The organism is Pseudomonas sp. CG7, assembly GCF_023701885.1.
GTDB lineage: Bacteria > Pseudomonadota > Gammaproteobacteria > Pseudomonadales > Pseudomonadaceae > Aquipseudomonas > Aquipseudomonas zanjanensis.
Genome location: NZ_JABAEE010000002.1, coordinates 76958 through 100977, shown reverse-complemented (window position 1 = coordinate 100977; position 24020 = coordinate 76958). Strand labels below are relative to the sequence as shown.

The window sequence follows — 24020 nt, the reverse complement described above, 5'->3', positions numbered from 1 at the left end:
GTTACCCCAGCAGCGAAATATCGGCGACGCCGAGGAACAGCCCACGCAGACGCGCCAGCAGCGCGTAACGGTTGGCCCGTACTTTGGCGTCTTCGGCATTGACCATCACCGCCTCGAAAAACGCATCCACCGGCTCGCGCAGTGCCGCCAGGCGTGCCAGGGTTTCGCTGTACTGACGCGCTGCCGCCATTGGCTGGACCGCCTGGTCCGCCTGCTGGATCGCCGAATACAGGGAGAACTCGTTGGCATTGTCGAAGTACTTGGCTTCGACGGTGGCCGCGATGTTGCCTTCGGCCTTGCCCAGCAGGTTCGACACCCGCTTGTTCACCGCCGCCAACGCTGCCGCTTCCGGCAACTTGCGGAACGCCTGCACCGCTTGTACGCGCTGGTCGAAGTCCAGGGCGGAGCCCGGCTTCAGGGCACGCACCGACAGGTAGGTCGCAACGTCGACGCCTTCATCTTCATAACGCGCACGCAGACGGTCGAAGATGAATTCCAGCACCGCATCGGCCAGGCCGGCGGCCTTGACCTTGCTGCCGAACGCATTGACGGCGAACGCCACGGCGTCGTTCAGGTCCAGGTCCAATTGCTTGTCGATCAGGATCCGCAACACGCCCAGCGCCGCGCGACGCAAGGCATACGGGTCTTTGCTGCCGGTGGGCAACATGCCGATGCCGAAGATGCCCACCAGGGTGTCGAGCTTGTCGGCGATCGCCACGGCCGCACCGGTCAGGGTGGTCGGCAGCTCAGCGCCGGCACCGCGCGGCATGTACTGCTCGTTCAGGGCCAGGGCGACGTCTTGCGGCTCGCCGTCGTTGAGGGCGTAGTAGTAACCGGCGACGCCTTGCATCTCCGGGAACTCACCGACCATCTCGGTGGACAGGTCGCACTTGGACAGGATGCCGGCACGGGCCGCGCGCTGGGCGTCGCCGCCGATGCGTGGAGCGATGAATGCCGCCAGTTTCGAAACGCGCTCGGCCTTGTCGTAGACGCTGCCGAGTTTCTCCTGGAACACCACGTTGCGCAGGCGCTCGTTGAAGCTTTCCAGGGGTTGTTTCTTGTCTTGCTTGAAGAAGAACTCGGCATCGGTCAGGCGCGGGCGAACGACTTTTTCGTTACCGGCGATGATCTGCTGCGGATCCTTGCTTTCGATGTTGGCGACCGTGATGAAGCGCGGCAGCAACTTGCCTTCGGCGTCCAGCAGGCAGAAGTATTTCTGGTTGTCCTGCATGGTGGTGATCAGCGCTTCCTGCGGCACTTCAAGGAAACGTTCCTCGAACGAGCACACCAGCGGCACCGGCCATTCCACCAGCGCGGTCACCTCGTCCAGCAAGTTGGCCGGCACGATGGCGGTGCCTTCCTGCAAGGTGGCCAGCTCTTCGGTGCGCTTGCTGATCAGCTCGCGGCGCTCGTTGGCGTCGGCCAGCACGTAGGCGGCACGCAGGTCGGCCAGGTAGTTGGCCGGCGAGGTGATGCGCACGCTTTGCGGGTGATGGAAGCGGTGACCGCGGGAATCGCGACCGGCCTTCTGGGCCAGGATCGTGCAATCGATGACCTGGTCACCGAGCAGCATGACCAGCCACTGAGTTGGACGTACGAACTCTTCCTTGCGCGCAGCCCAGCGCATGCGCTTGGGGATCGGCAAGTCATTGAGCGAGTCTTCGACGATGGTCGGCAACAGGCTGGCGGTCGGCTTGCCCTTGATGCTCTGGCTGTAGCGCAGCTTCGGACCGCTCTGGTCGATTTCGCTCAGGTCAACGCCGCACTTCTTGGCGAAGCCCAGGGCGGCCTGGGTCGGGTTGCCATCGGCATCGAACGCGGCCTGGCGTGGTGGGCCGTCGAGGTTGATGCTGCGGTCCGGCTGTTGGGTCGCCAGGGCGGTGATCAGCACGGCCAGGCGGCGCGGCGCGGCGTACACCTGTTTGACTTCGTAGCTCAGGCCGGCGGCTTGCAGGCCCTTGTCGATACCGGCCAGGAACGCATCGGCCAGGGTGTTCAGGGCTTTGGGTGGCAGTTCTTCGGTGCCCAGTTCAACCAGAAAATCTTGAGCACTCATTGTGCAGCCTCCAGCTTAGCCAACACTTCATCACGCAGGTCCGGGGTCGCCATCGGGAAGCCCAGCTTGGCACGGGCCAGCAGGTAGGCTTGCGCAACGGAACGTGCCAGGGTGCGTACACGCAGGATGTATTGCTGGCGCGCGGTCACGGAAATCGCCCGGCGGGCGTCCAGCAGGTTGAAGGTATGGGACGCCTTCAACACCATTTCATAGCTCGGCAACGGCAGCGGCTGGTCCAGCTCGATCAGGCGCTTGGCTTCGCTCTCATAGAAATCGAACAGCTCGAACAGCTTCTCGACGTTGGCGTGTTCGAAGTTGTAGGTGGATTGCTCCACTTCGTTCTGGTGGAACACGTCGCCGTAGGTCACTTTGCCGAACGGGCCGTCGGCCCAGACCAGGTCGTAGACCGAATCCACGCCCTGCAGGTACATGGCCAGGCGTTCCAGTCCATAGGTGATCTCGCCGGTGACCGGGTAGCACTCGATGCCGCCCGCTTGCTGGAAGTAAGTGAACTGAGTCACTTCCATGCCGTTGAGCCAGACTTCCCAGCCCAGGCCCCAGGCGCCCAGGGTTGGCGATTCCCAGTTGTCTTCGACGAAACGAATGTCGTGCACCAGCGGGTCGAGGCCGACGTGCTTGAGGGAGCCCAGGTACAGTTGCTGGAAATTTTCCGGGTTTGGCTTCAGCACGACCTGGAACTGGTAGTAGTGCTGCAGGCGGTTCGGGTTTTCGCCGTAGCGGCCGTCAGTCGGGCGGCGGCTGGGCTGCACATAAGCGGCGTTCCAGGTTTCCGGGCCGATGGCACGCAGAAACGTGGCAGTGTGGAAAGTGCCGGCGCCTACTTCCATATCGTAGGGCTGAAGTACCACGCAACCTTGCTCGGCCCAGTATTGCTGGAGGGCGAGGATCAAGTCTTGGAACGTACGCACGGCTGGCGTAGGCTGGCTCACGAAATTCACCTGTTTCTTGGGCTGCGATTTACAGAGCGGGAGTATACCCGATTCGTTCGTGCGCACGCCCCCTGGAGCCTTATGCCACGCTGCTTTTGGTGTTCTGACGATCCGTTGTACATGGCTTATCACGATCAGGAGTGGGGCACGCCGCTGCGCGATGCGCAGGGTTTGTTCGAGTTGCTTTTGCTCGAAGGGTTCCAGGCCGGGTTGTCCTGGATCACCGTTTTGCGCAAACGCGAGCGCTACCGGGAAGTGTTGTACGGCTTCGATGTGCAGCGGGTGGCGCAGATGAGCGATGCGGAAATCGATGAACTGATGCTCGACCCCGGCATCATCCGCAACCGTCTCAAGCTCAAGGCCGCCCGCCGCAATGCGCAGGCCTGGCTGGCCCTGGAAGACCCGGTGGCGTTCCTTTGGTCGTACGTAGGCGGCACACCCATCATCAATCATTTCAAGGACCGCACCGAAGTGCCGGCCATCACGCCCGAGGCAGTGGCGATGAGCAAAGGCCTGAAGAAAGCCGGATTCACTTTTGTCGGCCCGACCATTTGTTATGCGTTGATGCAGGCCTCGGGCATGGTCATGGACCACACCCAGGACTGCGACCGCTACGCCGAGTTGGTAAACGGCGGTTAGAATAGCCGGCTCGCAACACGGCCCATACATTCAGGAGTGACCTGTGGATAAGTTGAAAGGCGCCTTGCTGGTCGGCGCTCTGCGGTTGTTTGCGCTGCTGCCCTGGAGGGCAGTGCAGGCAGTGGGCGCGGCGATTGGCTGGCTCATGTGGAAATTTCCCAACCGTTCCCGCGACGTGGTGCGGATCAACCTCGCCAAGTGCTTTCCCGAGATGGACCCGGCCGAGCGCGATCGCCTGGTGGGCCAGAGCCTCAAGGACATCGGCAAATCCCTGACCGAAAGCGCCTGCGCCTGGATCTGGCCGGCCCAGCGCTCCATCGAACTGGTGCGCGAAGTCGAAGGCCTGGAAGTGTTGAAGGAAGCCCTGGCTTCCGGCAAAGGCGTGGTTGGCATCACCAGCCACCTGGGCAACTGGGAAGTGCTCAACCACTTCTATTGCAGCCAGTGCAAACCGATCATTTTCTACCGTCCGCCCAAGCTCAAGGCGGTGGATGAACTGCTGCAAAAACAACGCGTACAGTTGGGCAACAAAGTCGCGGCGTCGACCAAGGAAGGCATCCTCAGCGTCATCAAGGAAGTGCGCAAGGGCGGCCAGGTGGGCATTCCCGCCGACCCGGAACCGTCCGAGTCCGCCGGTATCTTCGTGCCCTTCTTCGCCACCCAGGCCCTGACCAGCAAGTTCGTACCGAACATGCTTGCCGGCGGCAAAGCAGTCGGCGTGTTCCTTCATGCCCTGCGCCTGCCGGACGGCTCGGGCTACAAAGTCATCCTCGAAGCCGCCCCGGACGCGATGTACAGCACCGACACCGAAACCTCGTGCGCAGCCATGAGCCAAGTGGTGGAGCGCTATGTACGGGCCTACCCAAGCCAGTACATGTGGAGCATGAAACGCTTCAAGAAACGCCCACCGGGCGAGGCGCGGTGGTACTGAGGGCCTGTTGCTTCATATGAGCGAGGCTGCTTGGGATTTGTGGTGGATGCAGAAACTGTGAACACCCAAGCCCCCGGTGGGAGCCGAGCTTGCTCGCGATAGCGGTGGGTCTGCTTGCGTCGATGTTGAATGTGCCGCCGCCATCGCGAGCAAGCTCAGCTCCCACAGTTTTTCCAGGTAGCTCACAGACATCGCATCCATCCCCAACCCCTGTGGGAGCGAGCCTGCTCGCGATAGCGCTCCTGACAGCCACCGCTTAACCAACTGGCCCCACCCTCCTGTGGCGAGGGAGCTTGCTCCCGCTGGGCTGCGCAGCAGCCCTTGCTCCTAAAGCTCGGTCCTCCGCTGTCGATAACCCGATGTATCCGCCAATCATGGACCGATGAAATGGAATTCTCTGTTAGCTCTGCCGCTATCGCTCCCGCCAACACCAACCTCACCCGCTCCGACCAGAAGCTGGTAACCCATCCGCCAGCAGACGCCGTAAAGCAGTTGGCAAACGCCGGCCCTGCGGCGATCTACCACCCCAGCGACGACGCCCAGGTCATGGTGGAATCGCTAGTGGTCATCGAAACCTGGATCGGTCGCTCCCAATCGCCACACTTCCCTCGATTCGCCGCACTTGCCGAGAGCGCGAAAAACACCCGGAAGACTTCTTTCGAGACCTTCCAGTCAACGCTGTCGGCAACCCATCCGGACCTGGCCGGCAAGAAATACGGCTTCACCGTCGAGGCCGATGGCCGACTCAAGGTGCTCAACGCGGCCGGCCAACTCAGCAGCGCAGACACCCAGCGGCTGACCGATTTGCTCAATGAATCCAGCGACCTGAAAGCCTCAGCCGTTGCGTTCCGCGACGCCTCTATCGACATGGTCGACGCCGACTCGCCCTGGTCCGGCAGCTACCTGGGCCTGTACAACCTGACCAAGGAAAACTTCGCCGGCACCATCGACTTGGCGCCGATGCTCAAAAGCAGAAGCTCTATGTCTCCCCAGGAGTTTTCGGACGGGTTGTTTTTCAACCAATTGGCCTACAAAGGCGAACGGGCGACGCGAGAGACGGAAGCCGCGATGCTTGCACGGCGTGCTGCGCAGCGATTCAGCGCGCAGGCCTGAAAGGTTGGGGCTACCGAATCTTGCCCAACCCCTGTGGGAGCGAGCTTGCTCGCGAAGAGGCCGGCACATTTACATGAATGTCGGCTGATGCCCTAAGCTTGCTTGTCCCCCACTCGCCAAGGAAGCATCAATGGGCATTCGCGGAAAAGACCGTCAGATCGATAACATCGAGTTCAATGTCAACGACATCGCCCGAAGCAAAGCCTTCTATGGCGGTGTGTTTGGCTGGAATTTCGTCGACTACGGCCCGACCTACACCGAATTCAGCGACGGTCGCCTGACCGGTGGCTTCACGACCGGCGAACCGGTGCGCCCGGGCGGCCCGTTGATCATCCTGTACGCCGATGACCTTGAAGCCACTCAATCCAGGCTCGAAGCCGCAGGGGCGACTATCAATCGTGAAGTGTTCGCCTTCCCGGGTGGCCGGCGTTTCCACTTTATCGATCCGGATGGTTATGAACTGGCCGTATGGTCGGCTTCCTGATGCCTGACTGAGCACAAAGAGGCGAAAAGCCTCAATCGTGTCCATGATTAAAGACCTGCGATATCGGCGACGTCGGGATGGCAACGCCATCTCTACGTCCGTTGGATGACTGTCCAGCCAGAACGATCGCACTTCCTCTGGTCCATTCATCAAGGAGTCCCCTCATGAACATCGACTTCACCGGACGTCACGTCCTGGTCACCGGATCCACCAGCGGTATCGGCTTTGCGACCGCCAAAGGCTTCCTGGAAGCCGGCGCCCACGTGGTCATCAACGGTCGCAGCGAGAGCAGCGTGGAGGATGCGTTGCAACGCTTGGGCGCCCTCTCTTCAAGGGCGACGGGCTTTGTCGGCGATCTCAGCCATGAGTCCGGCTGCCAGGCACTCATCGCCCAGCACCCAAGCTTCGATATCGTCATCAACAACCTGGGCATTTTCAAACAGCAAGACTTCTTCGAAACGCCAGACAGCGAATGGCAGCGCTTCTTCGAAACCAACGTAATGTCCGGCGTGCGAATTTCCAGGGCCTACGCCCAGGGCATGGTCGAGCGCGGTTGGGGGCGGATTGTGTTTGTCTCGTCGGAATCGGGCGTGAACATTCCTGCTGACATGATCCACTACGGCTTCACCAAAACCGCGCAACTGTCCATCGCTCGCGGCCTGGCCAAGCGCCTTGCCGGCACGGGTGTGACGGTGAACTCGGTGTTGCCAGGGCCGACCCTTTCCGAAGGCGTTGCCCAGATGCTCCAGGCAGACGTCGAGCGTAGCGGGGAAAGCCTGGAAAAGGTCGCGGCAGATTTCGTCAACGAGCACCGCAGCACCTCGATCATCCAGCGCGCGGCGCGTGTCGAGGAAGTCGCCAACATGATCATCTACGCCAGTTCGGAACAGGCTTCGGCCACCACCGGAGCGGCGTTGCGCGTCGATGGCGGTGTGGTGGATAGCATCGTTTAGGACTTATGACACGTTGAAAAAAAACGCCGCTTCGTCGTGAGAGATAAGCGGCGCTTTTGTTTTGGAAGCAACATGGGTGGGTTCGACCGGCTTTCGGAGTGATGAAGGGATCGTTCAGCTCACTCTGTTTTCCATCAGACGATCCGAGCCGCCTTCGGCCACGCGGTTTTGGATCAGGCGATCCGAACCACCCTCGGCGACACGGTTTTGGATCAGGCGATCCGAGCCGCCCTCGGCTACGCGGTTTTGGATCAGTCGATCCGAGCCACCCTCGGCGACGCGGTTTTGGATCAGTCGATCCGAACCGCCTTCAGCGACACGGCTTTCGATCAGGCGATCCGAACCACCCTCAGCGAACGTAGGTTGAACAAAAGTAGTCGCAAACGCGTTGCTGAGCGACAGAGCCAGAAGCGAGCCAACGAGAGTTTTGCCGAGAGTGTTCATGTCCTGATCCTTTTAATTCGTAGATGAAGTGAGTTAGACGGTGACGTGCAAACGGACGTCGACGTTGCCGCGAGTCGCGTTGGAGTACGGGCAAACCTGGTGAGCCGCGTCGACCAGCGCTTGAGCATCGGCTTGATCCAGGCCTGGCAGGGTGATGTGCAGGTCGATGTCCAGGCCGAAACCGCCAGGGATCTGGCCGATGCCGACGTGTGCCGTGATCGAGGCGTCAGCAGGAATGCTGCGTTTGCTCTGGCTGGCGACAAACTTCAATGCGCCGATGAAGCAGGCCGAGTAGCCGGCGGCGAACAACTGCTCAGGGTTGGTCGCTTCACCACCAGCGCCGCCCAGGGCTTTTGGAGTGGCCAGTTTCACGTCGAGAATCTTGTCGCTGGAAACAGCACGGCCATCACGGCCACCGGTAGAGGTTGCGACTGCGGTGTAGAGAACGTTCATGGTGTTTCCTCGCTTGCTGATGGGTTTGATCAATTTAGGTCTGCGCTAAATGTTTGTGCGCTAACCAGTTGAGATAAAGTTAACGGATGAATAATTAGCGCGCAAGATAAATTTTCAAAGATTTGTCGTTTTTGGATTAAACAATTGATCTAAAAGGAAATTTATTTTTAGGCTCTGCGGTATCGCTAGCCCGCGTGGGCCGCAAGGTAAGCCAAGGAGAAGGAGTTTCCAGGGAAATCAGCAGGGTCAGCGCAGTGGCAGGCCTTCATAGAGAGGAAAATTCATAAAGCAGAATGATGGGTTTTTCGATCATTCCCACGCAGAGCGCGGGAACGATAAAAATTCAACGGATGATGCAAAGCCAACCCAACTAAGCAACCGCCACTCGATTACGCCCCAACGCCTTCGCTCGATACAGGGCCTTATCCGCATCGTTCATCAAGCTGTGAAGGTCCTTATTACAGGCCCCCGTCGACGCCACGCCAAGGCTGGCGGATATGCCCTGAACAGGCTCGATCATCAAACCCGAAATCGTATCGATGAGCTGTTCTGCAATTTGGGTCGCGACTTCGATGGACGTATCCGGAAGCAGAATGGCGAACTCTTCCCCACCGAGTCGTCCGTGGATATCGGTTGCCCTAAACGATGAACTGATCACCGTCCCCATCTCGCGTAAAACCTGATCCCCCACCTGATGGCCGTAGGTGTCGTTGATGTGCTTGAAGTGATCCATGTCCAACATGACGGCACACAACCCTACCCGGCTGCTCTTACATTCGTCATAAAGCTGCTGGGCATGCTCGAAAAAAGCCCGCCGACTCTTCAGGCCGGTCAGTTCATCGGTTTGTGCGGCGCGGGTCGAAATGCTGTTCGCCTGTTCCATTTCACGGGTGAGTCGAAAGGCGATTTCCAGTGCCTGGGACATTTTGTGCGTGGCCCGGGCGGCAAATGCCGCAAACACCAGGATCGAAAGGGCCATGCCAACTTGGATCGGCGACGGTTGAAACAGCAGCCAGGCGGTGCACGGGAACAGCACCACGCCAATGGAAGCCAGCGTCATGTCGCGGTAAGCCGAATAGCAGGACACCGCGCTGACGGACATTCCGACGGTAAAGAGCATGACCAACGCCTGGGACAACAGATCGTCCGCCGGCATGAGCACAAACGCCCCGCCGCCCCAGATGCTGGCGGACAGCACCAGCGTGACCCAGTATCGGCGCTCCCAGCGTTGAGGCGTGCGCTCACTTTCGTCGCTGCGGAAATAGGCGACAAACATCGCGATACGCAACAGCGTCGATGCGGTCAGGATGGCAATCCACCAAAGAATGACGCTGTGCTCAAACCGGTCCCAACACAGCCAACTCAGCATGATGGCAGCCAGGTAACTGCCGAAAACCGCAGAAACGGACTGGCGAAACAGTTGCTGCAATCGGTCCGTTCGCACCTGCTCGGCTATGAAAGAAGCCTGGCCGTTCCGAGATCTTGGGCCATCCATTTGATCCACCTGATCGTGACGCAACGAAAACGGCGATTGTGGCACCCTGCCACCAACGCAAACAACTGAATTACACCCAAGGCCCCGATTGAACCGAAACCCCGTGGCGAGGGAGCTTGCTCCCGCTGGGCTGCGCAGCAGCCCCAACCATTCCTACAGACAAACTGCATCATCTTCTTTACAGGAATCAGGCTGGGATCAATCCTGCCTTCCGATAGCTCAAAATCAGATCATCGAACCCGCCAAAGAAAAACCCGACGCGTTACGTCGGGTTTTTCAGCGAGGGCAAGTTGTTTACGGGTTACTCGACTTGCGACAGCTTGGCGTCGTCGCAACCGGCAGCACGGCACTCGCGCTCGACAGCCTTGAGTATGACGATACGCGCCTCGGTCTTCTCGTTGGCACAGTCCAGGTAGAGCAGGCCATCGTTGGAACAGGCGCTGTCACGATTTTTGATCCACTGGATTTGAGCGGCTTTCACCTTTTTCTTTTGATCAGGGTTCAGGGCACTCATCGTCTTCTTGTATTGATCGTTGATGTCCTGATCCGACTGAACCATTTTCAGCGACGCGCAATAGGTTCTGTCATAGGCGTTTCTAGGGTTATCGCAACTCATCGCGGATGCCGATGCGGATGCCATTGCCAGCAATGCCCCAACCAACAAAGACTTGATCACTTACTTCACTCCCTGAATGCCCTCTATTGATTAGAGGTCGCGGCGAGGAATTTATCATGAGGGTTGTAGAACAATGAAGCAGATCCTAGGGTTCATTCGACCCGAACAATGGGCAAATGCTGACAGAGGTTCGGGAGCCAGTGATTGCTGAAAAAGCCTCCGTCGGTCCCGTCGCCCTCGCCGAATCCCCAACCGGTCAAACGTGGCGAGGGAGCTTGCTCCCGCTGGGCTGCAAAGCAGCCCCACCCACCCCGGAAAATTGCCTACAGACAAAACCGCATCACCCACTTCAAACCCCAACTGCAAACCCGTCAAGCCCCAATTTATGGGCCAAAACCAAGTCCTGTTTATTCCGCTGGCGTGATCCTTCCATCAAGCTACACATCCTTGCGCCATTACCTACAACTACGCCAGAATCCGCCCGCTTGTGCGCCTTGTCCCTGGGTTCTATCGTTTCCCTGCCACTGCCCATCAGTGGTCGGGTTTAGTAGCTCGGTTAGTCATCTACGGTTGCATGAGTGTCATCCAGTCAGGCGTTTGCCTGCACTTGATGGTGGCTGTGCGCAAGGCGCCTTCGGGCGCGCCGGGTTTGGTGACTTTACCGGTCTACTAACTTGCGCACAGCTGCCTCCTTTCGTTTAGTAGCGAAATGGTGGCGGCCCTACTAGAGAAAAGTCCCAATGTTCAAACCTACTCCGAATCCACCAGAGACAGGCCACGCCAAATCCAAGGCCAAAAAGCACGACGACGCCGCCAAACGCGCCTTGGATCACTACCTGCTACCGAAACCTGAAAAGTCCGAAGATCCGTCCCAACCGGGCCAACTCTTCACCGTCGCAAAAAACGCCGACAACGAATCCCTCCTTGCCAACCTCAGCGAAACCCTAGCGGCAGCCGACGCGATGGTCAGCAACCTCGCCTTCGATCTGGAAGGTCCGCGTCGTCACATCCTTCTCGGCATCCAGCAATTGATCGAATTGAGTTCATTGCTGGCGAATCGGGTGTTGGATAACGTTGATCCGCGCTAGCAGGTAAACATCCTCCCCAAAGCAACCCCAGCATTTTGTGCCGGGGTCGCTTTATTTAATCTGACTGCCGCTGCTCTTAACCCTAATATGAAGGGGAGGGAATAGATTGCGCCAATACCTATCCTTTGCGGTCGGTTGGCCACAGAAAATCCTACTCTTCAAAATGTCTCATCAATGCCTGATAAAGCCCGCACTGCCAGTGATTTGAAAATTGTGCTGTAGAAACTCCTGGCGCCAAAATCGTTTCGCTAATAACTTGATTGTTTAGCCCAATTCTCTGGAGTGAAGCTACTTGTGCCATCACTGTACCCAATATCTGAGCTGCCTTAACGGAGTAACGATGCCCTAGGTTGAAATCCTCAAAGTGTCTCTCAACTCGACGCTTATCCGTTTCGCTCCAGTCAGAAGGTGGGTTTACAAAATACTCAAACTGACCTGGCTCTCCTCCTCCTTCCTCCTCATACCGCGCAAAAATCCACTGTTCATTGAAGAATCTCTCATGATCTAAATACGGTTGAATTATTTGATGTTCAGCCTGTATAGCGAACACAGCGGCTTTCCCATCCATATTACAATCCCGACAAGATGGGACCAAATTAGCGGGTAGCACAGAGTACTGAGGAAAATGAGATTTAGGCAAAAAGTGATCTAAATTTCTAGGTGTACCTATACCACCGCAAAACGGACAACTTTCTTTGGCAGCATTCAGCAGTTTATTGTATATCTCTCTTGCTGGCTTTTCTTCGGGAACAAAATATGTTTCATACAACTTAATAAAATCAGACTTATTTAGGTCGCTGAGTACTATAGGATTCAAGTCAATACTGAGGTCTATAGGGGCGATACTATAAAGATTTCCTTCGCGAGAACTTGAAGCATACAGTTCGCCTTCAACTATCAAGCTCGCCTTTGCACCTTCAATGCTTAGTTTAAAGGCCGCGTTGCCAGTGATACCAAGTAGGCATGTGTCTAACACTTGCTCGAATGTATAATCTGGCGCAGTTAGACGCATCATGATATTTTTCCCTTATCACGACTAGTTACAAGTGCTCGTAAAATCGCCTTGCCCTCTAAACCAAGCTGGCCACTATAGTCTTGAACTATCTCATCATAAGACATTCCTGAGCTTACAGACGTGGCCAAAAGGTCATGAAAGCCCGCTCGTTCGACTTCCAAGTTAAAAACCTCGGAAGTCAGGATGCCAACATTTTCACCAAAAGTTTCAATTTTTGGACGACTGGTCAATACATCTTTACCTACTCGATGGATTATCCAGGCGCAAGATTTTGGTACTTCCTGAAGAACAACCGGCGAGTGTGTAGCTATGAGCGCAACGCCATTTTGGTCATGCAGCAAGTCAGCTAATGCACGAATAAAAGCAGACAGTAGAGGTGGGTGTAGGTGGCTCTCCGGCTCATCCAGTAAAACAAGGGTTTTTTCTTCAACTGTTGCAACAAGACGGGTTATTGTAAGTAATACTATAGCGTGCCCTGAGCTCATTTTTGAAAGGTACGGTAGAGCTTTATCTAAATAGACCGATTTAAAATGATCAGAGTCTGATTGGTCCGCTACGGGTGTGTTATCGCGCACCCACCTATATACCGATTCCAGTTGTTCAAGCTGCATGAATGAAAAATTCTCATCCGAACCTAGCTTCTGTATTGAGCTTAACCAACGTGATGTCTTAGATGTATTTTGGAAACACGAACAGAGCGCTTTGATACAGTCCACTCTCAGTTCCGGTATGGTTCGGAGTCGACCATTTCCCTCTGCGTCTTTCAAACCAATGTAGAAATAGCACGTACCTTTCGCTGGATCGGGTTGCTCATTAGGTGGGGTAAACGGGTCAAACGCGCTGAATGACACTGAGACTAAACTACTAAAATAATCGGATTCTATTTTTTGGCCCCACTTACCATAAAAATCACCGACCCCCAGTTCATTAGTGATCGCAACAATCATTCCATTTAAAAGTGTTGTCTTACCAACACCATTTCGACCAAATACGGCGTGGATGTGTGTGCTTGGCTTGGAATCCACCACCACTTCAAAATCCATTTCAATACCGCCGCAGTCTTCTGTATCTTTCCTGACGTACCTAAAGCTGTAGCCTGTCAACTCAGCCTTACCATCTAGCACACGAGAAAACTGCCCCTTGACAACAGAAAGGCTATGATTTCTCAGGAGAGATGTTCCCAAAACACTTTCATCACGGATACTGTCAATTATTTCGGGAAGTACAACGATATCCCGTAACCCGCGCAAGATATTTTTTCTAAAAACAGGATCTAACATACCCATGCTTTTATAGAAACTCACACCCTGTCCTAATGAAAAAAAATCATCTGACAAAAACTCGAAACTTTCTGGAAGTTTTGAGTAGGTAGGTATACTTGTGGTTTGTCCTTTGAAGCCTATTTTTGTACGGCCGATGTCCCAAAGCACGCCGGCATGATCATGAACGCTCATGGAGAACATAGTAACGAATGAATAATCATTCCAATTATCTTTTGTCAAGTAAATGGTGTTTTCACCATGGCTTGGTCTGCTTGAACCAACAGGAAGAACAATAAATTTCATTTGTTACCCCAAATAATAATTCTAAAGCACTTCTCTGATCCAAATTCCATTTTGCGATGACATTTCTGTAGGCAAGCGACTCTTTTACCATCTCCATGTCCATAGTGATACATATAGCGCGACAATGAATGAGAGCTTCTAAAACTAACCTATCATTCTGGCAGCGCGAGACAAGAAGAGTCATTCCTTTTTTTACTAAAGAATGAAACTACAGAGTCCTATTGGTGACCGAGCCTGCCACAACCAGATTGCTGGGTCATGAGAAAATTACACCTAAATAAATTCGTCTCCTTTTTTTACAAGGGAAAAAGTATATTGATTTATTTGATATAAAATAATTCGTCCTGCTCCATGCCTGCTCTGTGGCTCAGCACTAACCAACCGGGCTAGCTGAAGCTACGTCGAAATCGTTGTTGGTCAGTTCGGAGTGTAGGCGATGATTTAGGAGTACCTGAATGATTACACGTGCGGTTTCAGCGGTAGGGACAATTTTCCCGTCGGCATCAAAATTGATGTTCCACTGACGCTCTTGGTTTACTTGGCGTAACCTTTCCATGAATCCGGGGTTCTCATAATGCGCTCGCTCCTGCACCACCGCCATACGCCGCAGGTGAGTGGTGTTACTACCGACAAATTCAATCAATACGGCCATATCCGCAAACGCACCTTGAAAGCCTGCGTCAGCCTGCAGTTCTGTGAACGAAGACACGTAGGTCTGCTTGTAGTCTAATATGGATTCAAAATTGGACTTGCCAAGTACTAAGACATCGTTATTAATGACGAAAAAGTCAAACCGTTTTGGAATACTGAACGCCTGCTCACCGGCGAGATCAAGCTCATTTCTTTCAAAAACTAGATTCAAAAGGCTGGAACGGTTTTTTACTTTCCAGTCTGACGTCAGCTTGCAGACGCAGTGGAGTGTGTCGTCACCCAAGGTCATGCGAACCAAGTAGCCTGCGCTGCCTTCGAGTCCTGAGACATTCTCGATCAGGTGTTCTTCCGGAGGGCGGCTTACCAAATCTTGCAGCACCGGGAAAACGGTTTCATCGGACTCCAGATAGAGGCAAGAGTTGTCGTTAACGGAGGCGAGTAATCCGTAGTCTTCGGCCTCAGTGCATCGCTCGATCCATCTGGCAGCAAGGTTTCTTAACTCTGTCGCGAGTTCAGGCGTCGTGACCACAGCGGACGCTCGAAAGCGCGATTGCTTGCTATTGCTTTTTCTGAACGTCCAAACGCTCAGTTCCGCGTTGGTTACATCAAACCCATGAAGCTTCGCTAAAGCCTGCGGTGCTGTCATTGCTAACTCCTTTTTGCGAGCACATAAATTCCCTGAATTACGCAGAATTTTAGCGTATCGCCAGGGTGTACCTTTGTCTTAGCCAATGCGATCACATCGCGGGTGTTCCCAGCGGTCGTCACTTTCAGTTCGTGAAGCTGCCAACCGATCGCCAGCAGCAGGGGGTTCATTAGAATTTGCCCAGACCGATAAGTAATCAGGAACATCCACGTCAGGAAGATGAGAAAACCGTAAAACTTGCCGTTGCTTGCCAGGTCGAGCCCCATGAAGGAGACAACATATGGAAACACGTAGTTAATGAGGTCGTTGGGAACTGTTTTAGAGTCTTTGACGGTGAGTTGGTGGTCGGCCGGCATGCTTTTGAGCACCCAAGTAAAGAGCCCAAGGCTAAGCAGACAGATGATGAACAATCCGAGCGAGCGACCACCGTTCATGAGGATAGGTAGAGTACAGCGCTGGAGCGACCAGCAGATTGGCTGCTTCCAGCTGGCTTCGGAGACATCCTGAAGAAGCAAAATCACACTCAAGGGAAAGTAAGAGCCCAAGAACAGGAAAACCGCCGGGATAATTTTGACCTTCATCGCGTCCCTCGATGTGTCATAAATATCAAAAAATATAATGGCACTATGCCAACGATTTGGGGGCATGGGAAGCGAAGGTTTTCCTAGAATCGTATAGGAAAAGCGTTATTCCAGGATTTTGACGATCGGTGATTTTATTATGCACGCCGTCAATGAGGTTACTGAGACGTTTCAGCTTAGGGCCGATGATCCGGCTATTTCTGCAGCTAGGTGTATTGCTGATCAGGTCGAATAAATATGGACGACTGTACGCTAGATTTAGAGCAAGCCTGGTCGACGACGAAGGTCGTAGCGGCTTTGATGGATAGAAGACATCGCAAAAAAAACGGGCCTGCATTCCCACGCAGCCCCGTTTTCTTCACCACCCAATCAAATCAAAACGCCGGCAAAACCGCGCCTTTGTACTTCTCAAGAATAAAAGCCTTCACCTCCGGCGTATGCAGCGCCGCAACCAGCTTCTTCATCGCCTCACTGTCCTTATCATCCTCACGAGCCACCAGGATGTTCACATAAGGCGAGTCGTTACCTTCGATCACCAACGCATCCTTGGAAGGATCAAGCTTGGCTTCCAACGCATAGTTGGTATTGATCAACGCCAGATCCACCTGAGTCAGCACCCGTGGAATGGTCGCCGCTTCCAGCTCACGGAATTTCAAATCCTTTGGATTCTCGGTGATGTCCTTGGTCGTCGACAGGATGTTGTTCGAATCCTTCAACTTGATCAGCCCAGCCTTAGCCAGCAGCAACAGCGCACGGCCGCCGTTGGTGGCGTCGTTCGGGATCACCACGTTGGCGCCGCCCGGCAGTTCGGTAAGCGCCTTGTACTTGCTGGAGTACGCGCCCAGGGGTTCCAAGTGCACACCGGCCACGCTCACCAGGTTCGTGCCCTTGGCCTTGTTGAACTCATCCAGGTACGGCTGGTGCTGGAAGAAGTTGGCGTCCAGGCGCTTTTCCGCGACCTGTACGTTCGGCTGGATGTAGTCGGTGAAGACTTTGACCTTGAGGTCCACGCCTTCCTTCGCCAGGGCCGGTTTGACGAATTCGAGGATTTCCGCGTGGGGCACCGGCGTGGCCGCGACGGTGAGGGTGTCGGCGGCGTGGGCGGAAAACGCTGCGGCGGCAGCGAAGGCAACCAGTAGTTTTTTCATTCAGCTAACTCCTTGTGGGGCGCCTGCTCTTGGCGCCTGCCAGCGAATGGCCGGCTCATGTTTATTGGCCCGAGGCCTTATTTTCTAGAGAAATGCACAACCAGTTTGTCGCCCACGGTCTGTAGGACTTGCACCAGCACCAGCAGCAACACCACCGTGACCACCATCACATCGGTCTGGAAACGCTGGTAGCCGAAGCGGATCGCCAGGTCGCCCAGACCACCGGCGCCGACTACACCGGCCATGGCCGTGTAGGACACCAGCGTAATCGCTGTCACCGTAATCGCTGCAAAAATGCCCGGGCGGGCTTCTGGCAGCAAGGCGTTGACGATGATTTGCCGCGTGGTCGCGCCCATGGCTTGGGTGGCTTCGATGATGCCGCGGTCGACTTCGCGCAGGGCGGTTTCCACCAGGCGGGCGAAGAACGGTGTCGCGCCGACCACCAGCGGTGGAATCGCGCCGGCCACGCCCAGGGAGGTGCCGGTGATCAACACCGTGAACGGAATCATCACGATCAACAGGATGATGAACGGCAGCGAACGCAGGATGTTCACGATCAGTGACAGCAGCGCATAAACACCGCGGGCTTCGCGCAGTTGGCGCGGGCTGCACAGGAACAGCAATACGCCCAGGGGCAAGCCGAGCAGCACGGTGAACAGCAACGAGCCGAACAGCATCAGGAAGGTGTCGCCGGTGGCCAGCCAGATTTCCAGCCAGTCGACGTTTGCAAAAAATTCCATCAGCGCAGCACCTCCATATGGACATCAGCCGCGGTGAAGCGGGCAAACGCCGCCTCCATGTCACCGCCGGTGATGGCGAGGGTCAGTTGCCCGTAGGGGGTGTCTTTGATGCGGTCGATGCGACCGGCCAGGATGCTGTAGTCCACACCGGTTTCCCGGGCGACGGTGCCGAGCAATGGCGCGTAGGTCGCGTCGCCCTGGAACGTCAGACGCACGATGCGCCCTGGGACGTGGGCGAAGTCGTCGCGCTGTTCGCTTTCGTCGATCTGCTCGTCTTCCTGGACGAAACGCTTGGTGGTCGGGTGCTTCGGATGCAGGAACACCTCGGCCACCGGGCCTTGCTCGACGATCACGCCGGCGTCCATCACGGCCACTTGGTCGCAAACGCGGCGGATCACGTCCATTTCATGGGTGATCAGCACGATGGTCAGTTTCAGCTCGCGGTTGATCTCTGCCAGCAGTTGCAGCACCGAGGCGGTGGTCTGCGGGTCGAGGGCGCTGGTGGCCTCGTCGCACAGCAGGATCTTGGGTTTGGTCGCCAGGGCGCGGGCGATGCCGACGCGCTGCTTCTGGCCGCCGGACAACTGCGCCGGGTATTTGCGGGCGTGGGCGGACAGCCCTACCCGCGCCAGCAACTCGGCGACGCGGCGGTCGATGTCACTACGGGACAACTCGCCGGCCAGGGTCAGCGGCAGTGCCACGTTGTCGGCCACGGTCTTGGACGCCAGCAGGTTGAAGTGCTGGAAGATCATCCCGACCTGTTGGCGGAAACGGCGCAGGCCACTGGCGTCCAGGGCGGTGACTTCTTCACCGTCGACAATGATCTTGCCGCCCGTGGAATCTTCCAGGCGATTGATCAGGCGCAGCAGGGTACTTTTTCCTGCACCGGAATGGCCAATCAGGCCGAAGACCTGACCGTTCTCAATCGTCAGACTGGTCGGATGCAGGGCGGGGATATCCCTACCGGCAACCCGGTAGGTTTTATGGACGTTTTGAAACTCGATCACGTAGCGAACCTTGTGGGGCGCGTTGGAAAAGGATCAGCGGTTAGCCGGGCGCGCATTTTAGCCTGTCCGTATAGAGGTTCTTAGCATTTATTTGCGATCGGACCAGTCATTTGGCAATAACGCGATCAAAGGCCATAAAAAAGGAACACAGCCAAACGGCATGGGTCACTCATTAAGCCACTCGAAACTGCGTCGAACTCCAGAGTCCAGTCTACGGCGTAGACGTTGTTCATTGAATGAAATGACCGTGGCGAGGGAGCTTGCTCCCGCTGGGATGCGTAGCAGCCCTTTGTGAGCGCTTTGCGCGAAAGCGGGAGCAAGCTCCCTCGCCACAGGGAACGCAAAGAGGAGTCATGCCTGATGAGTATCAACAAGCCCACGGTCGACAAGAGCCAACTGGCCGGGACCGACACCTTGGACCGCGGTAACACCAACGCCAAGCTCGAAAGCCTGGAACAGTTTCGCTCCGACGCCACCGAGCAGGCGCTGCGCACCAACCAGGGCGTGAAGATCGCCGATAACCAGAACACCCTGCGCGCCGGCCCACGCGGGCCCTCGCTGCTGGAAGACTTCATCATGCGTGAAAAAATCACGCACTTTGACCATGAACGGATCCCGGAGCGCATCGTTCACGCCCGAGGCACCGGTGCCCATGGTTACTTTCAGGCCTATGAATCCCATGCGGCCCTGACCAAGGCTGGTTTCCTACAAGACCCGAGTAAAAAGACGCCAGTGTTCGTGCGCTTTTCCACAGTGCAAGGTCCACGGGGGTCCGGTGACACCGTGCGGGACGTGCGCGGCTTTGCCGTGAAGTTCTTTACCGACGAAGGCAACTTCGACTTGGTGGGCAACAACATGCCGGTGTTTTTCATTCAGGACGCGGTGAAGTTTCCAGACTTTGTCCACGCGGTAAAACCCGAGCCCCATAACGAAATTCCTACGGGCGGCTCGGCCCACGACACGTTCTGGGATTTTGTCTCGCTGGTGCCGGAATCGGCCCACATGGTGATCTGGGCGATGTCTGACCGGGCCATTCCAAAAAGCCTACGCACGATGCAGGGCTTTGGCGTGCACACCTTCCGTATGATCAATGCGGAAGGCCGCAGTAGCTTCGTCAAGTTTCACTGGCGACCCAAGGCCGGGACCTGTTCCCTGGTGTGGGACGAAGCCCAGAAACTCGCGGGCAAGGACACCGACTACCACCGTCGCGACCTGTGGGAATCCATTGAGCTGGGCGACTACCCGGAATGGGAGTTCGGCGTGCAGATCGTTGCCGAGGAGGACGAGCACAAATTCGACTTCGACCTGCTCGACCCGACCAAGATCATTCCCGAAGAACTTGTGCCTATCACCCCGTTGGGCAAGATGGTGCTTAACCGCAACCCGGATAACTTCTTCGCCGAAGTCGAGCAAATCGCTTTCTGCCCTGGGCACATCGTGCCGGGCATCGACTTTTCCAACGACCCGCTGCTGCAAGGCCGGCTGTTTTCCTACACCGATACGCAGATCAGCCGACTCGGTGGGCCGAATTTTCATGAGCTACCGATCAACCGGGCGATTACGCCGGTGCACAACGGCCAGCGCGATGCCATGCACCGCACCACCATCGACAAGGGGCGGGCGTCCTATGAGCCGAACTCCATCGACGGTGGTTGGCCGAAGGAAACTCCGCCGGGTCCGCAGGACGGTGGCTTCGAAAGTTACCCAGAGCGTATCGATGCCTACAAGATCCGCCAACGCAGCGATTCGTTCTCTGATCATTTCTCCCAGGCGCGGCTGTTCTACAAGAGCATGAGCCCCCACGAAAAAGAGCACATCATCGCCGCCTACAGCTTCGAGTTGGGCAAGGTCGAGCGGGAGTTCATCCGGGCGCGGCAGGTCAATGAGATCCTGGCCAACATCGACTTGGAACTGGCCGGGCGGGTAGCAAAAAACCTCGGCTTGCCGGCACCGACCGCAGGTACTGTCGATGTTCCGACGCCTTCGCTGGAACAATCCCCGGCCTTGAGCCAGGCGAACCTGCTGTCCGGTGACATCAAGACGCGCAAAGTGGCGGTGTTGGTGGCCAACGGTGTCGATGGGGCGATCATCGATACGCTCAAGCAGGCTCTGGAGGCTGAGGGCGCCCACGCCAAAGTGCTGGGGCCGACCTCGGCGCCGGTCACCACGGCCGATGGGAAAACCCTGGCGGTGGATGCCTCCATGGAAGGCTTGCCGTCGATTGCCTTTGACGCGGTGTTCGTGCCCGGTGGCGCGGAGTCGATCAAGGCCTTGAGTCGCGACGGCGTGGCGTTGCATTACGTGCTGGAGGCCTACAAGCATCTGAAAGCCATCGGCCTTCATGGTGAGGCCCGGCAGTTGTTGGTGGAGTTGAAGCTGGAGGTGGATGCGGGGTTGATCGAAGACGCGGATGCGAGCGGTTTTTCGCGGTTTTTCGCGGCGATTGCTCAGCATCGGGTTTGGGCGCGGGAGCCCAAGGCGAAGGCGGTTCCGGCTTGATGGCTGCCTGAAAGGGATTTGTTGTCTGGTAGGGCGCTATCGCGAGCAAGCTCGCTCCCACAGTGGTTTTGTGTCGATCACAAAATCTCATGTGGGAGCGAGCTTGCTCCGGGCGGCGTTCCGACGATGCCTTTAGGGCTTACGCGGTGTCAAAACAACCTGCGCCGGCACACTGCGCAAAATCTGCTTCTGCAGCTTCAGGTCAAACCCCGGGTCCAGCTTCTTGACCCGCTTGCTCAGCAACGTCGCCAACCACGGATAATCATCGGTACGCGGCGCCTGGATGCTGACGTCGCACTGATAATTCACCACATCGGCGGCGATGGCGTCCAATTGCCGACGCATTTGCTGGATATCGGCTATGTTGAGCGCAACGGTAGTGCTGGGTGCGCTCGGGTCGATCAACTTGGCGACCGGTTTGGCTTCGGCGGCCTTGAGGTCGGCCTCGGCTTTTTCCAGGTCGGCCTTGCGGGCTTCGGCGATGGCGCTGTTGACCTCGCCAGTGCGCGCTGGGGCCTTGGGCATCAACGCTCGGGCACGGCTCAGGGCGGTGGCGGCGGCGTTGACATCGCCTTTTTGCAGGTCGATCTGGCTGCGGCGCAGATACGCCTCGGCCAATTGCCGCTGGTAGGGTTCCAGCGTCGGGTCTTCGGGCGACTGGGCTTGCAAGGCGGCCAACTGGCCTTCAGCGGTGGCCAGCTCATTGCTGGCCAAGCTTTGTTCGAGCTGCGCGATGGCCGGGCCCCGCGTATCGGGAGCCTGGGTGCCCGGCGGAGTACTCTGGCACGCGCCCAGCAGCAGGGAAAATGCGACAAGGAGCAGATAACGGGAGGCGAACGGCTTCATTCCTGCGACTCTCTATTTGCGCAAAAAGCGAGCAAGTCTACACCCCTCGACGGGGCAGGACAAAACTCAGCAGAAACAACGCAGCGGCGCTGACCACAATCGACGGGCCGGCCGGGGTGTCCTTGAACCAGGAAAGGGCCAGGCCGCCACACACCGCGAGCATGCCCAGCCGGCTTGCGCCCAAGGCCATTTGCTCGGGTGAGCGGGCGTGACGCTGTGCCGCAGCCGCCGGAATGATCAGCAATGAAGTAATCAGCAACACACCGACAATCTTCATCGCCACGGCGATGACCACCGCAATCAGCAGCATCAGCGCCAAGCGCAGGCTGACCACGGGTAAACCCTCGACCCGCGCCAGTTCTTCATGGACGGTGACCGCCAGCAACGGTCGCCACAGCGCCACCAGCAACAGCAACACCGCCGCGCTGCCGCCCAGGATCCAGGCAAGGTCCGTAGGACTGATCGCCAGCAGATCGCCGAACAGATAGGCCATCAGGTCGATCCGCACGTCGCGCATGAAGCTCAGCACCACCAGCCCGAGGGACAACGTGCTCGGCGCGAGGATGCCCAGCAGCGTGTCGGACGCCAGTGGCTGGCGCTGTTGCAGGGTGACCAGCACCACCGCCAGCAACAGGCAGCCAACGGTCACCGCGATGGCCGGGCTGACATCCAGCAGAAAACCCAGGGCCACGCCCAGCAGTGCCGCGTGGGACAAGGTGTCGCCGAAATAGGCCATGCGCCGCCAGACCACAAACGAACCCAGCGGACCGGCGACCAGGGCGAGTGCCAAGCCTGCGAGCAGGGCGTACAACAGAAAATCAGCCATGCTTGCAGCCGTCTCCATGAACATGATTGGAAGCAGAAGGGGCGCTGACCACCGAGCCATGAAGGTCATGGGCGTGGTCATGGTGGTGGTGATAAATCGCCAGGCTTTGTGCGTTCTTTCCGAACAACTCGACGAAGGCCGGATCGCCGCTGACTTGCTCGGGATGCCCGGAGCAGCAGACGTGGCGGTTGAGGCAGACCACCTGGTCGGTGGTGCTCATCACCAGGTGCAAGTCATGGGAGACCATCAGCACGCCGCAGCCGTGGCGGTCGCGCAGGCGCGTGATCAGGCTGTACAGCTCGGCCTGCCCCGCCACATCGACGCCTTGCACCGGCTCATCGAGCACCAACAATTCAGGCTCGCGCAGCAGGGCGCGGGCCAGCAGCACGCGTTGCATCTCGCCACCGGACACGCTTTGCACTGGGCTGTCGCTCACCTGTTCGGCGCCGACCTCGTTGAGCGCAGCCAAGGCCCGGGCGCGGTCCACGCCAGGCACCAGGCGCAGGAAACGCAGCACCGACAGTGGCAGCGTCGGGTCGACGTGGAGTTTTTGCGGCATGTAGCCGACGCGCAACCTGGGCTTGCGCCAGACGCTGCCGCTGTCGGGCTTGAGCAAACCCAGCACGGCGCGTACCAGGGTGGTCTTGCCGGCGCCGTTGGGGCCGATCAAGGTCACGATCTGCCCCGGCTCGACGCTCAGGTGGATGTTGTCCAGCACGTTCTGCCCGGCGAACGTCACGGCCACCTGCTCGCGGCGGATCAGCGCGTTGCTCATCAGGCCCCCTGGCAGCCGGAGCAGAGGCCGACGACTTCGACGGTCTGGGTGTCGACGACGAAACCGACGTCCTTGGCGCTGGCGACGATGGCATCGCTGATGGATTTCTGTTCCAGCTCGATGGCAGCGTGGCATTCGCGGCAAATCAGGAATTGGCCTTGGTGGGCGTGCTCCGGATGGTTGCAGCCGACGAAGGCGTTGAGCGACGAAATCCGATGCACCAGACCGTTTTCCAGGAGGAAATCCAGCGCCCGATAGACGGTTGGCGGCGCGGCGCGGCGGCCGTCCTGTTCGCTGAGCACCGCGAGGATGTCGTAGGCGCCCAGTGGCTTGTGGCTTTGCCAGACCAGTTCCAGCACGCGCCGCCGCAGGGCGGTCAGGCGCAACCCTTGGCGCGCGCAGATGGCGTCGGCCTCGGACAGCGCGCTGTGCACGCAGTGGGAGTGATCGTGGGGACGACTGGCAAGGGGTGTAATAGGCATGGGCAGCGACGAGTTTA

Annotated in this window: 24 protein-coding genes; 7 read left to right on the top strand and 17 right to left on the bottom strand. The window is 57.3% G+C overall.

Annotation, left to right across the window (positions count from 1 at the left end; genetic code table 11):
- Position 1: 1 nt before the first annotated feature.
- Complete coding sequence (glyS, locus tag HGO40_RS01490) at positions 2–2056, bottom strand: glycine--tRNA ligase subunit beta (protein ID WP_250961597.1); 2055 nt, start codon at positions 2054–2056, stop codon at positions 2–4.
- Positions 2053–3006 (bottom strand): glycine--tRNA ligase subunit alpha, encoded by a 954-nt coding sequence (glyQ, locus tag HGO40_RS01485; protein WP_250961596.1) that lies wholly within the window; start codon positions 3004–3006, stop codon positions 2053–2055. Before glyQ ends, glyS begins: the two co-directional genes overlap by 4 nt.
- 81 nt (positions 3007–3087) lie before the next feature.
- Between glyQ and HGO40_RS01480 the strand changes: the two genes are divergently transcribed.
- The 5 genes from HGO40_RS01480 (at position 3088) to HGO40_RS01460 (ending at position 7126) form a co-directional block, all read left to right on the top strand.
- Positions 3088–3645, top strand: a complete 558-nt coding sequence (locus HGO40_RS01480) for a DNA-3-methyladenine glycosylase I (protein ID WP_250961595.1) — start codon at positions 3088–3090, stop codon at positions 3643–3645.
- Positions 3646–3688: 43 nt separating this feature from the next.
- Positions 3689–4576 carry a lysophospholipid acyltransferase gene (locus tag HGO40_RS01475; protein ID WP_250961594.1) on the top strand — a complete coding sequence of 296 codons (888 nt, stop codon included), beginning with the start codon at positions 3689–3691 and terminating at the stop codon, positions 4574–4576.
- A 387-nt stretch (positions 4577–4963) separates the two neighbouring features.
- Positions 4964–5689, top strand: a complete 726-nt coding sequence (locus HGO40_RS01470; RefSeq protein ID WP_250961593.1) for a hypothetical protein — start codon at positions 4964–4966, stop codon at positions 5687–5689.
- 130 nt (positions 5690–5819) lie between these two features.
- Positions 5820–6173 (top strand): VOC family protein, encoded by a 354-nt coding sequence (locus HGO40_RS01465; RefSeq protein WP_250961592.1) that lies wholly within the window; start codon positions 5820–5822, stop codon positions 6171–6173.
- A gap of 164 nt (positions 6174–6337) precedes the next feature.
- Positions 6338–7126 carry an SDR family NAD(P)-dependent oxidoreductase gene (locus tag HGO40_RS01460; protein ID WP_250961591.1) on the top strand — a complete coding sequence of 263 codons (789 nt, stop codon included), beginning with the start codon at positions 6338–6340 and terminating at the stop codon, positions 7124–7126.
- 114 nt (positions 7127–7240) lie between these two features.
- Here the strand turns inward: HGO40_RS01460 and HGO40_RS01455 are convergent, their stop codons facing one another.
- The 4 genes from HGO40_RS01455 to HGO40_RS01440 all read right to left on the bottom strand — a co-directional run bounded on the left by HGO40_RS01455 (position 7241) and on the right by HGO40_RS01440 (position 10194).
- A complete protein-coding gene (locus HGO40_RS01455; RefSeq protein ID WP_250961590.1) occupies positions 7241–7570 on the bottom strand; it encodes a hypothetical protein in 330 nt (109 codons plus the stop codon).
- A 33-nt stretch (positions 7571–7603) separates the two neighbouring features.
- Positions 7604–8023: an organic hydroperoxide resistance protein gene (locus HGO40_RS01450; protein ID WP_250961589.1), complete on the bottom strand. Its 420-nt coding sequence runs from the start codon at positions 8021–8023 to the stop codon at positions 7604–7606.
- Between the two features lie 370 nt (positions 8024–8393).
- Positions 8394–9518, bottom strand: a complete 1125-nt coding sequence (locus HGO40_RS01445) for a GGDEF domain-containing protein (RefSeq protein WP_250961588.1) — start codon at positions 9516–9518, stop codon at positions 8394–8396.
- Positions 9519–9819: 301 nt separating this feature from the next.
- Positions 9820–10194: a lysozyme inhibitor LprI family protein gene (locus HGO40_RS01440; RefSeq protein WP_033062452.1), complete on the bottom strand. Its 375-nt coding sequence runs from the start codon at positions 10192–10194 to the stop codon at positions 9820–9822.
- Between the two features lie 680 nt (positions 10195–10874).
- On the opposite strand from HGO40_RS01440, the gene HGO40_RS01435 reads away from it, so the two are divergent.
- Complete coding sequence (locus tag HGO40_RS01435; protein WP_250961587.1) at positions 10875–11222, top strand: DUF6124 family protein; 348 nt, start codon at positions 10875–10877, stop codon at positions 11220–11222.
- Positions 11223–11373: 151 nt separating this feature from the next.
- On the opposite strand, the gene HGO40_RS01430 is transcribed toward HGO40_RS01435, so the two are convergent.
- The 7 genes from HGO40_RS01430 to HGO40_RS01400 all read right to left on the bottom strand — a co-directional run bounded on the left by HGO40_RS01430 (position 11374) and on the right by HGO40_RS01400 (position 18575).
- Entirely contained in the window at positions 11374–12237 is an 864-nt protein-coding gene (locus HGO40_RS01430) for an HNH endonuclease (protein ID WP_250961586.1), read from the bottom strand.
- Positions 12234–13802: an AAA family ATPase gene (locus HGO40_RS01425; protein WP_250961585.1), complete on the bottom strand. Its 1569-nt coding sequence runs from the start codon at positions 13800–13802 to the stop codon at positions 12234–12236. The genes HGO40_RS01430 and HGO40_RS01425 overlap by 4 nt, the downstream gene beginning before the upstream one ends.
- A 373-nt stretch (positions 13803–14175) precedes the next feature.
- On the bottom strand, positions 14176–15099 hold the full coding sequence (locus tag HGO40_RS01420) for a Kiwa anti-phage protein KwaB-like domain-containing protein (RefSeq protein WP_250961584.1): 924 nt from the start codon (positions 15097–15099) through the stop codon (positions 14176–14178).
- Between the two features lie 2 nt (positions 15100–15101).
- On the bottom strand, positions 15102–15680 hold the full coding sequence (locus tag HGO40_RS01415; protein WP_063323629.1) for a KwaA family protein: 579 nt from the start codon (positions 15678–15680) through the stop codon (positions 15102–15104).
- Positions 15681–16054: 374 nt separating this feature from the next.
- Positions 16055–16828, bottom strand: a complete 774-nt coding sequence (locus HGO40_RS01410) for a MetQ/NlpA family ABC transporter substrate-binding protein (RefSeq protein ID WP_250961583.1) — start codon at positions 16826–16828, stop codon at positions 16055–16057.
- A gap of 77 nt (positions 16829–16905) precedes the next feature.
- The gene (locus tag HGO40_RS01405; protein WP_250961582.1) at positions 16906–17568 is read right to left on the bottom strand and encodes a methionine ABC transporter permease; all 663 of its coding nucleotides are present in this window, start codon (positions 17566–17568) and stop codon (positions 16906–16908) included.
- The gene (locus tag HGO40_RS01400) at positions 17568–18575 is read right to left on the bottom strand and encodes a methionine ABC transporter ATP-binding protein (protein WP_250961581.1); all 1008 of its coding nucleotides are present in this window, start codon (positions 18573–18575) and stop codon (positions 17568–17570) included. Before HGO40_RS01400 ends, HGO40_RS01405 begins: the two co-directional genes overlap by 1 nt.
- Positions 18576–18935: 360 nt before the next feature.
- On the opposite strand from HGO40_RS01400, the gene katE reads away from it, so the two are divergent.
- Positions 18936–21074 (top strand): catalase HPII, encoded by a 2139-nt coding sequence (gene katE, locus HGO40_RS01395; RefSeq protein WP_250961580.1) that lies wholly within the window; start codon positions 18936–18938, stop codon positions 21072–21074.
- Positions 21075–21206: 132 nt separating this feature from the next.
- On the opposite strand, the gene HGO40_RS01390 is transcribed toward katE, so the two are convergent.
- Genes HGO40_RS01390 through zur form a run of 4 tightly spaced genes read right to left on the bottom strand, consistent with a single transcriptional unit; the run spans position 21207 to position 24003 of the window.
- Positions 21207–21920: a PA5502 family lipoprotein gene (locus HGO40_RS01390; protein WP_250961579.1), complete on the bottom strand. Its 714-nt coding sequence runs from the start codon at positions 21918–21920 to the stop codon at positions 21207–21209.
- 37 nt (positions 21921–21957) lie between these two features.
- Positions 21958–22746 carry a zinc ABC transporter permease subunit ZnuB gene (gene znuB / locus HGO40_RS01385; protein WP_250961578.1) on the bottom strand — a complete coding sequence of 263 codons (789 nt, stop codon included), beginning with the start codon at positions 22744–22746 and terminating at the stop codon, positions 21958–21960.
- A complete protein-coding gene (gene znuC, locus HGO40_RS01380; protein ID WP_250961577.1) occupies positions 22739–23521 on the bottom strand; it encodes a zinc ABC transporter ATP-binding protein ZnuC in 783 nt (260 codons plus the stop codon). The genes znuB and znuC overlap by 8 nt, the downstream gene beginning before the upstream one ends.
- Positions 23521–24003: a zinc uptake transcriptional repressor Zur gene (gene zur, locus HGO40_RS01375; protein WP_053126886.1), complete on the bottom strand. Its 483-nt coding sequence runs from the start codon at positions 24001–24003 to the stop codon at positions 23521–23523. Before zur ends, znuC begins: the two co-directional genes overlap by 1 nt.
- Between the last annotated feature and the right edge of the window lie 17 nt (positions 24004–24020).

Bases quoted from the DNA above. Each gene is read 5' to 3' on its own strand.
- HGO40_RS01420 (WP_250961584.1), bottom strand. From the start codon at position 15,099: ATGACAGCACCGCAGGCTTTAGCGAAGCTTCATGGGTTTGATGTAACC.
- HGO40_RS01455 (WP_250961590.1), bottom strand. From the start codon at position 7,570: ATGAACACTCTCGGCAAAACTCTCGTTGGCTCGCTTCTGGCTCTGTCG.
- HGO40_RS01405 (WP_250961582.1), bottom strand. From the start codon at position 17,568: ATGGAATTTTTTGCAAACGTCGACTGGCTGGAAATCTGGCTGGCCACC.
- zur (WP_053126886.1), bottom strand. From the start codon at position 24,003: ATGCCTATTACACCCCTTGCCAGTCGTCCCCACGATCACTCCCACTGC.
- HGO40_RS01460 (WP_250961591.1), top strand. From the start codon at position 6,338: ATGAACATCGACTTCACCGGACGTCACGTCCTGGTCACCGGATCCACC.
- HGO40_RS01425 (WP_250961585.1), bottom strand. From the start codon at position 13,802: ATGAAATTTATTGTTCTTCCTGTTGGTTCAAGCAGACCAAGCCATGGT.
- HGO40_RS01470 (WP_250961593.1), top strand. From the start codon at position 4,964: ATGGAATTCTCTGTTAGCTCTGCCGCTATCGCTCCCGCCAACACCAAC.
- HGO40_RS01450 (WP_250961589.1), bottom strand. From the start codon at position 8,023: ATGAACGTTCTCTACACCGCAGTCGCAACCTCTACCGGTGGCCGTGAT.
- HGO40_RS01445 (WP_250961588.1), bottom strand. From the start codon at position 9,518: ATGGATGGCCCAAGATCTCGGAACGGCCAGGCTTCTTTCATAGCCGAG.
- HGO40_RS01430 (WP_250961586.1), bottom strand. From the start codon at position 12,237: ATGATGCGTCTAACTGCGCCAGATTATACATTCGAGCAAGTGTTAGAC.
- HGO40_RS01435 (WP_250961587.1), top strand. From the start codon at position 10,875: ATGTTCAAACCTACTCCGAATCCACCAGAGACAGGCCACGCCAAATCC.
- HGO40_RS01390 (WP_250961579.1), bottom strand. From the start codon at position 21,920: ATGAAGCCGTTCGCCTCCCGTTATCTGCTCCTTGTCGCATTTTCCCTG.
- HGO40_RS01480 (WP_250961595.1), top strand. From the start codon at position 3,088: ATGCCACGCTGCTTTTGGTGTTCTGACGATCCGTTGTACATGGCTTAT.
- znuB (WP_250961578.1), bottom strand. From the start codon at position 22,746: ATGGCTGATTTTCTGTTGTACGCCCTGCTCGCAGGCTTGGCACTCGCC.
- glyS (WP_250961597.1), bottom strand. From the start codon at position 2,056: ATGAGTGCTCAAGATTTTCTGGTTGAACTGGGCACCGAAGAACTGCCA.
- znuC (WP_250961577.1), bottom strand. From the start codon at position 23,521: ATGAGCAACGCGCTGATCCGCCGCGAGCAGGTGGCCGTGACGTTCGCC.
- katE (WP_250961580.1), top strand. From the start codon at position 18,936: ATGAGTATCAACAAGCCCACGGTCGACAAGAGCCAACTGGCCGGGACC.
- HGO40_RS01410 (WP_250961583.1), bottom strand. From the start codon at position 16,828: ATGAAAAAACTACTGGTTGCCTTCGCTGCCGCCGCAGCGTTTTCCGCC.
- HGO40_RS01465 (WP_250961592.1), top strand. From the start codon at position 5,820: ATGGGCATTCGCGGAAAAGACCGTCAGATCGATAACATCGAGTTCAAT.
- HGO40_RS01415 (WP_063323629.1), bottom strand. From the start codon at position 15,680: ATGAAGGTCAAAATTATCCCGGCGGTTTTCCTGTTCTTGGGCTCTTAC.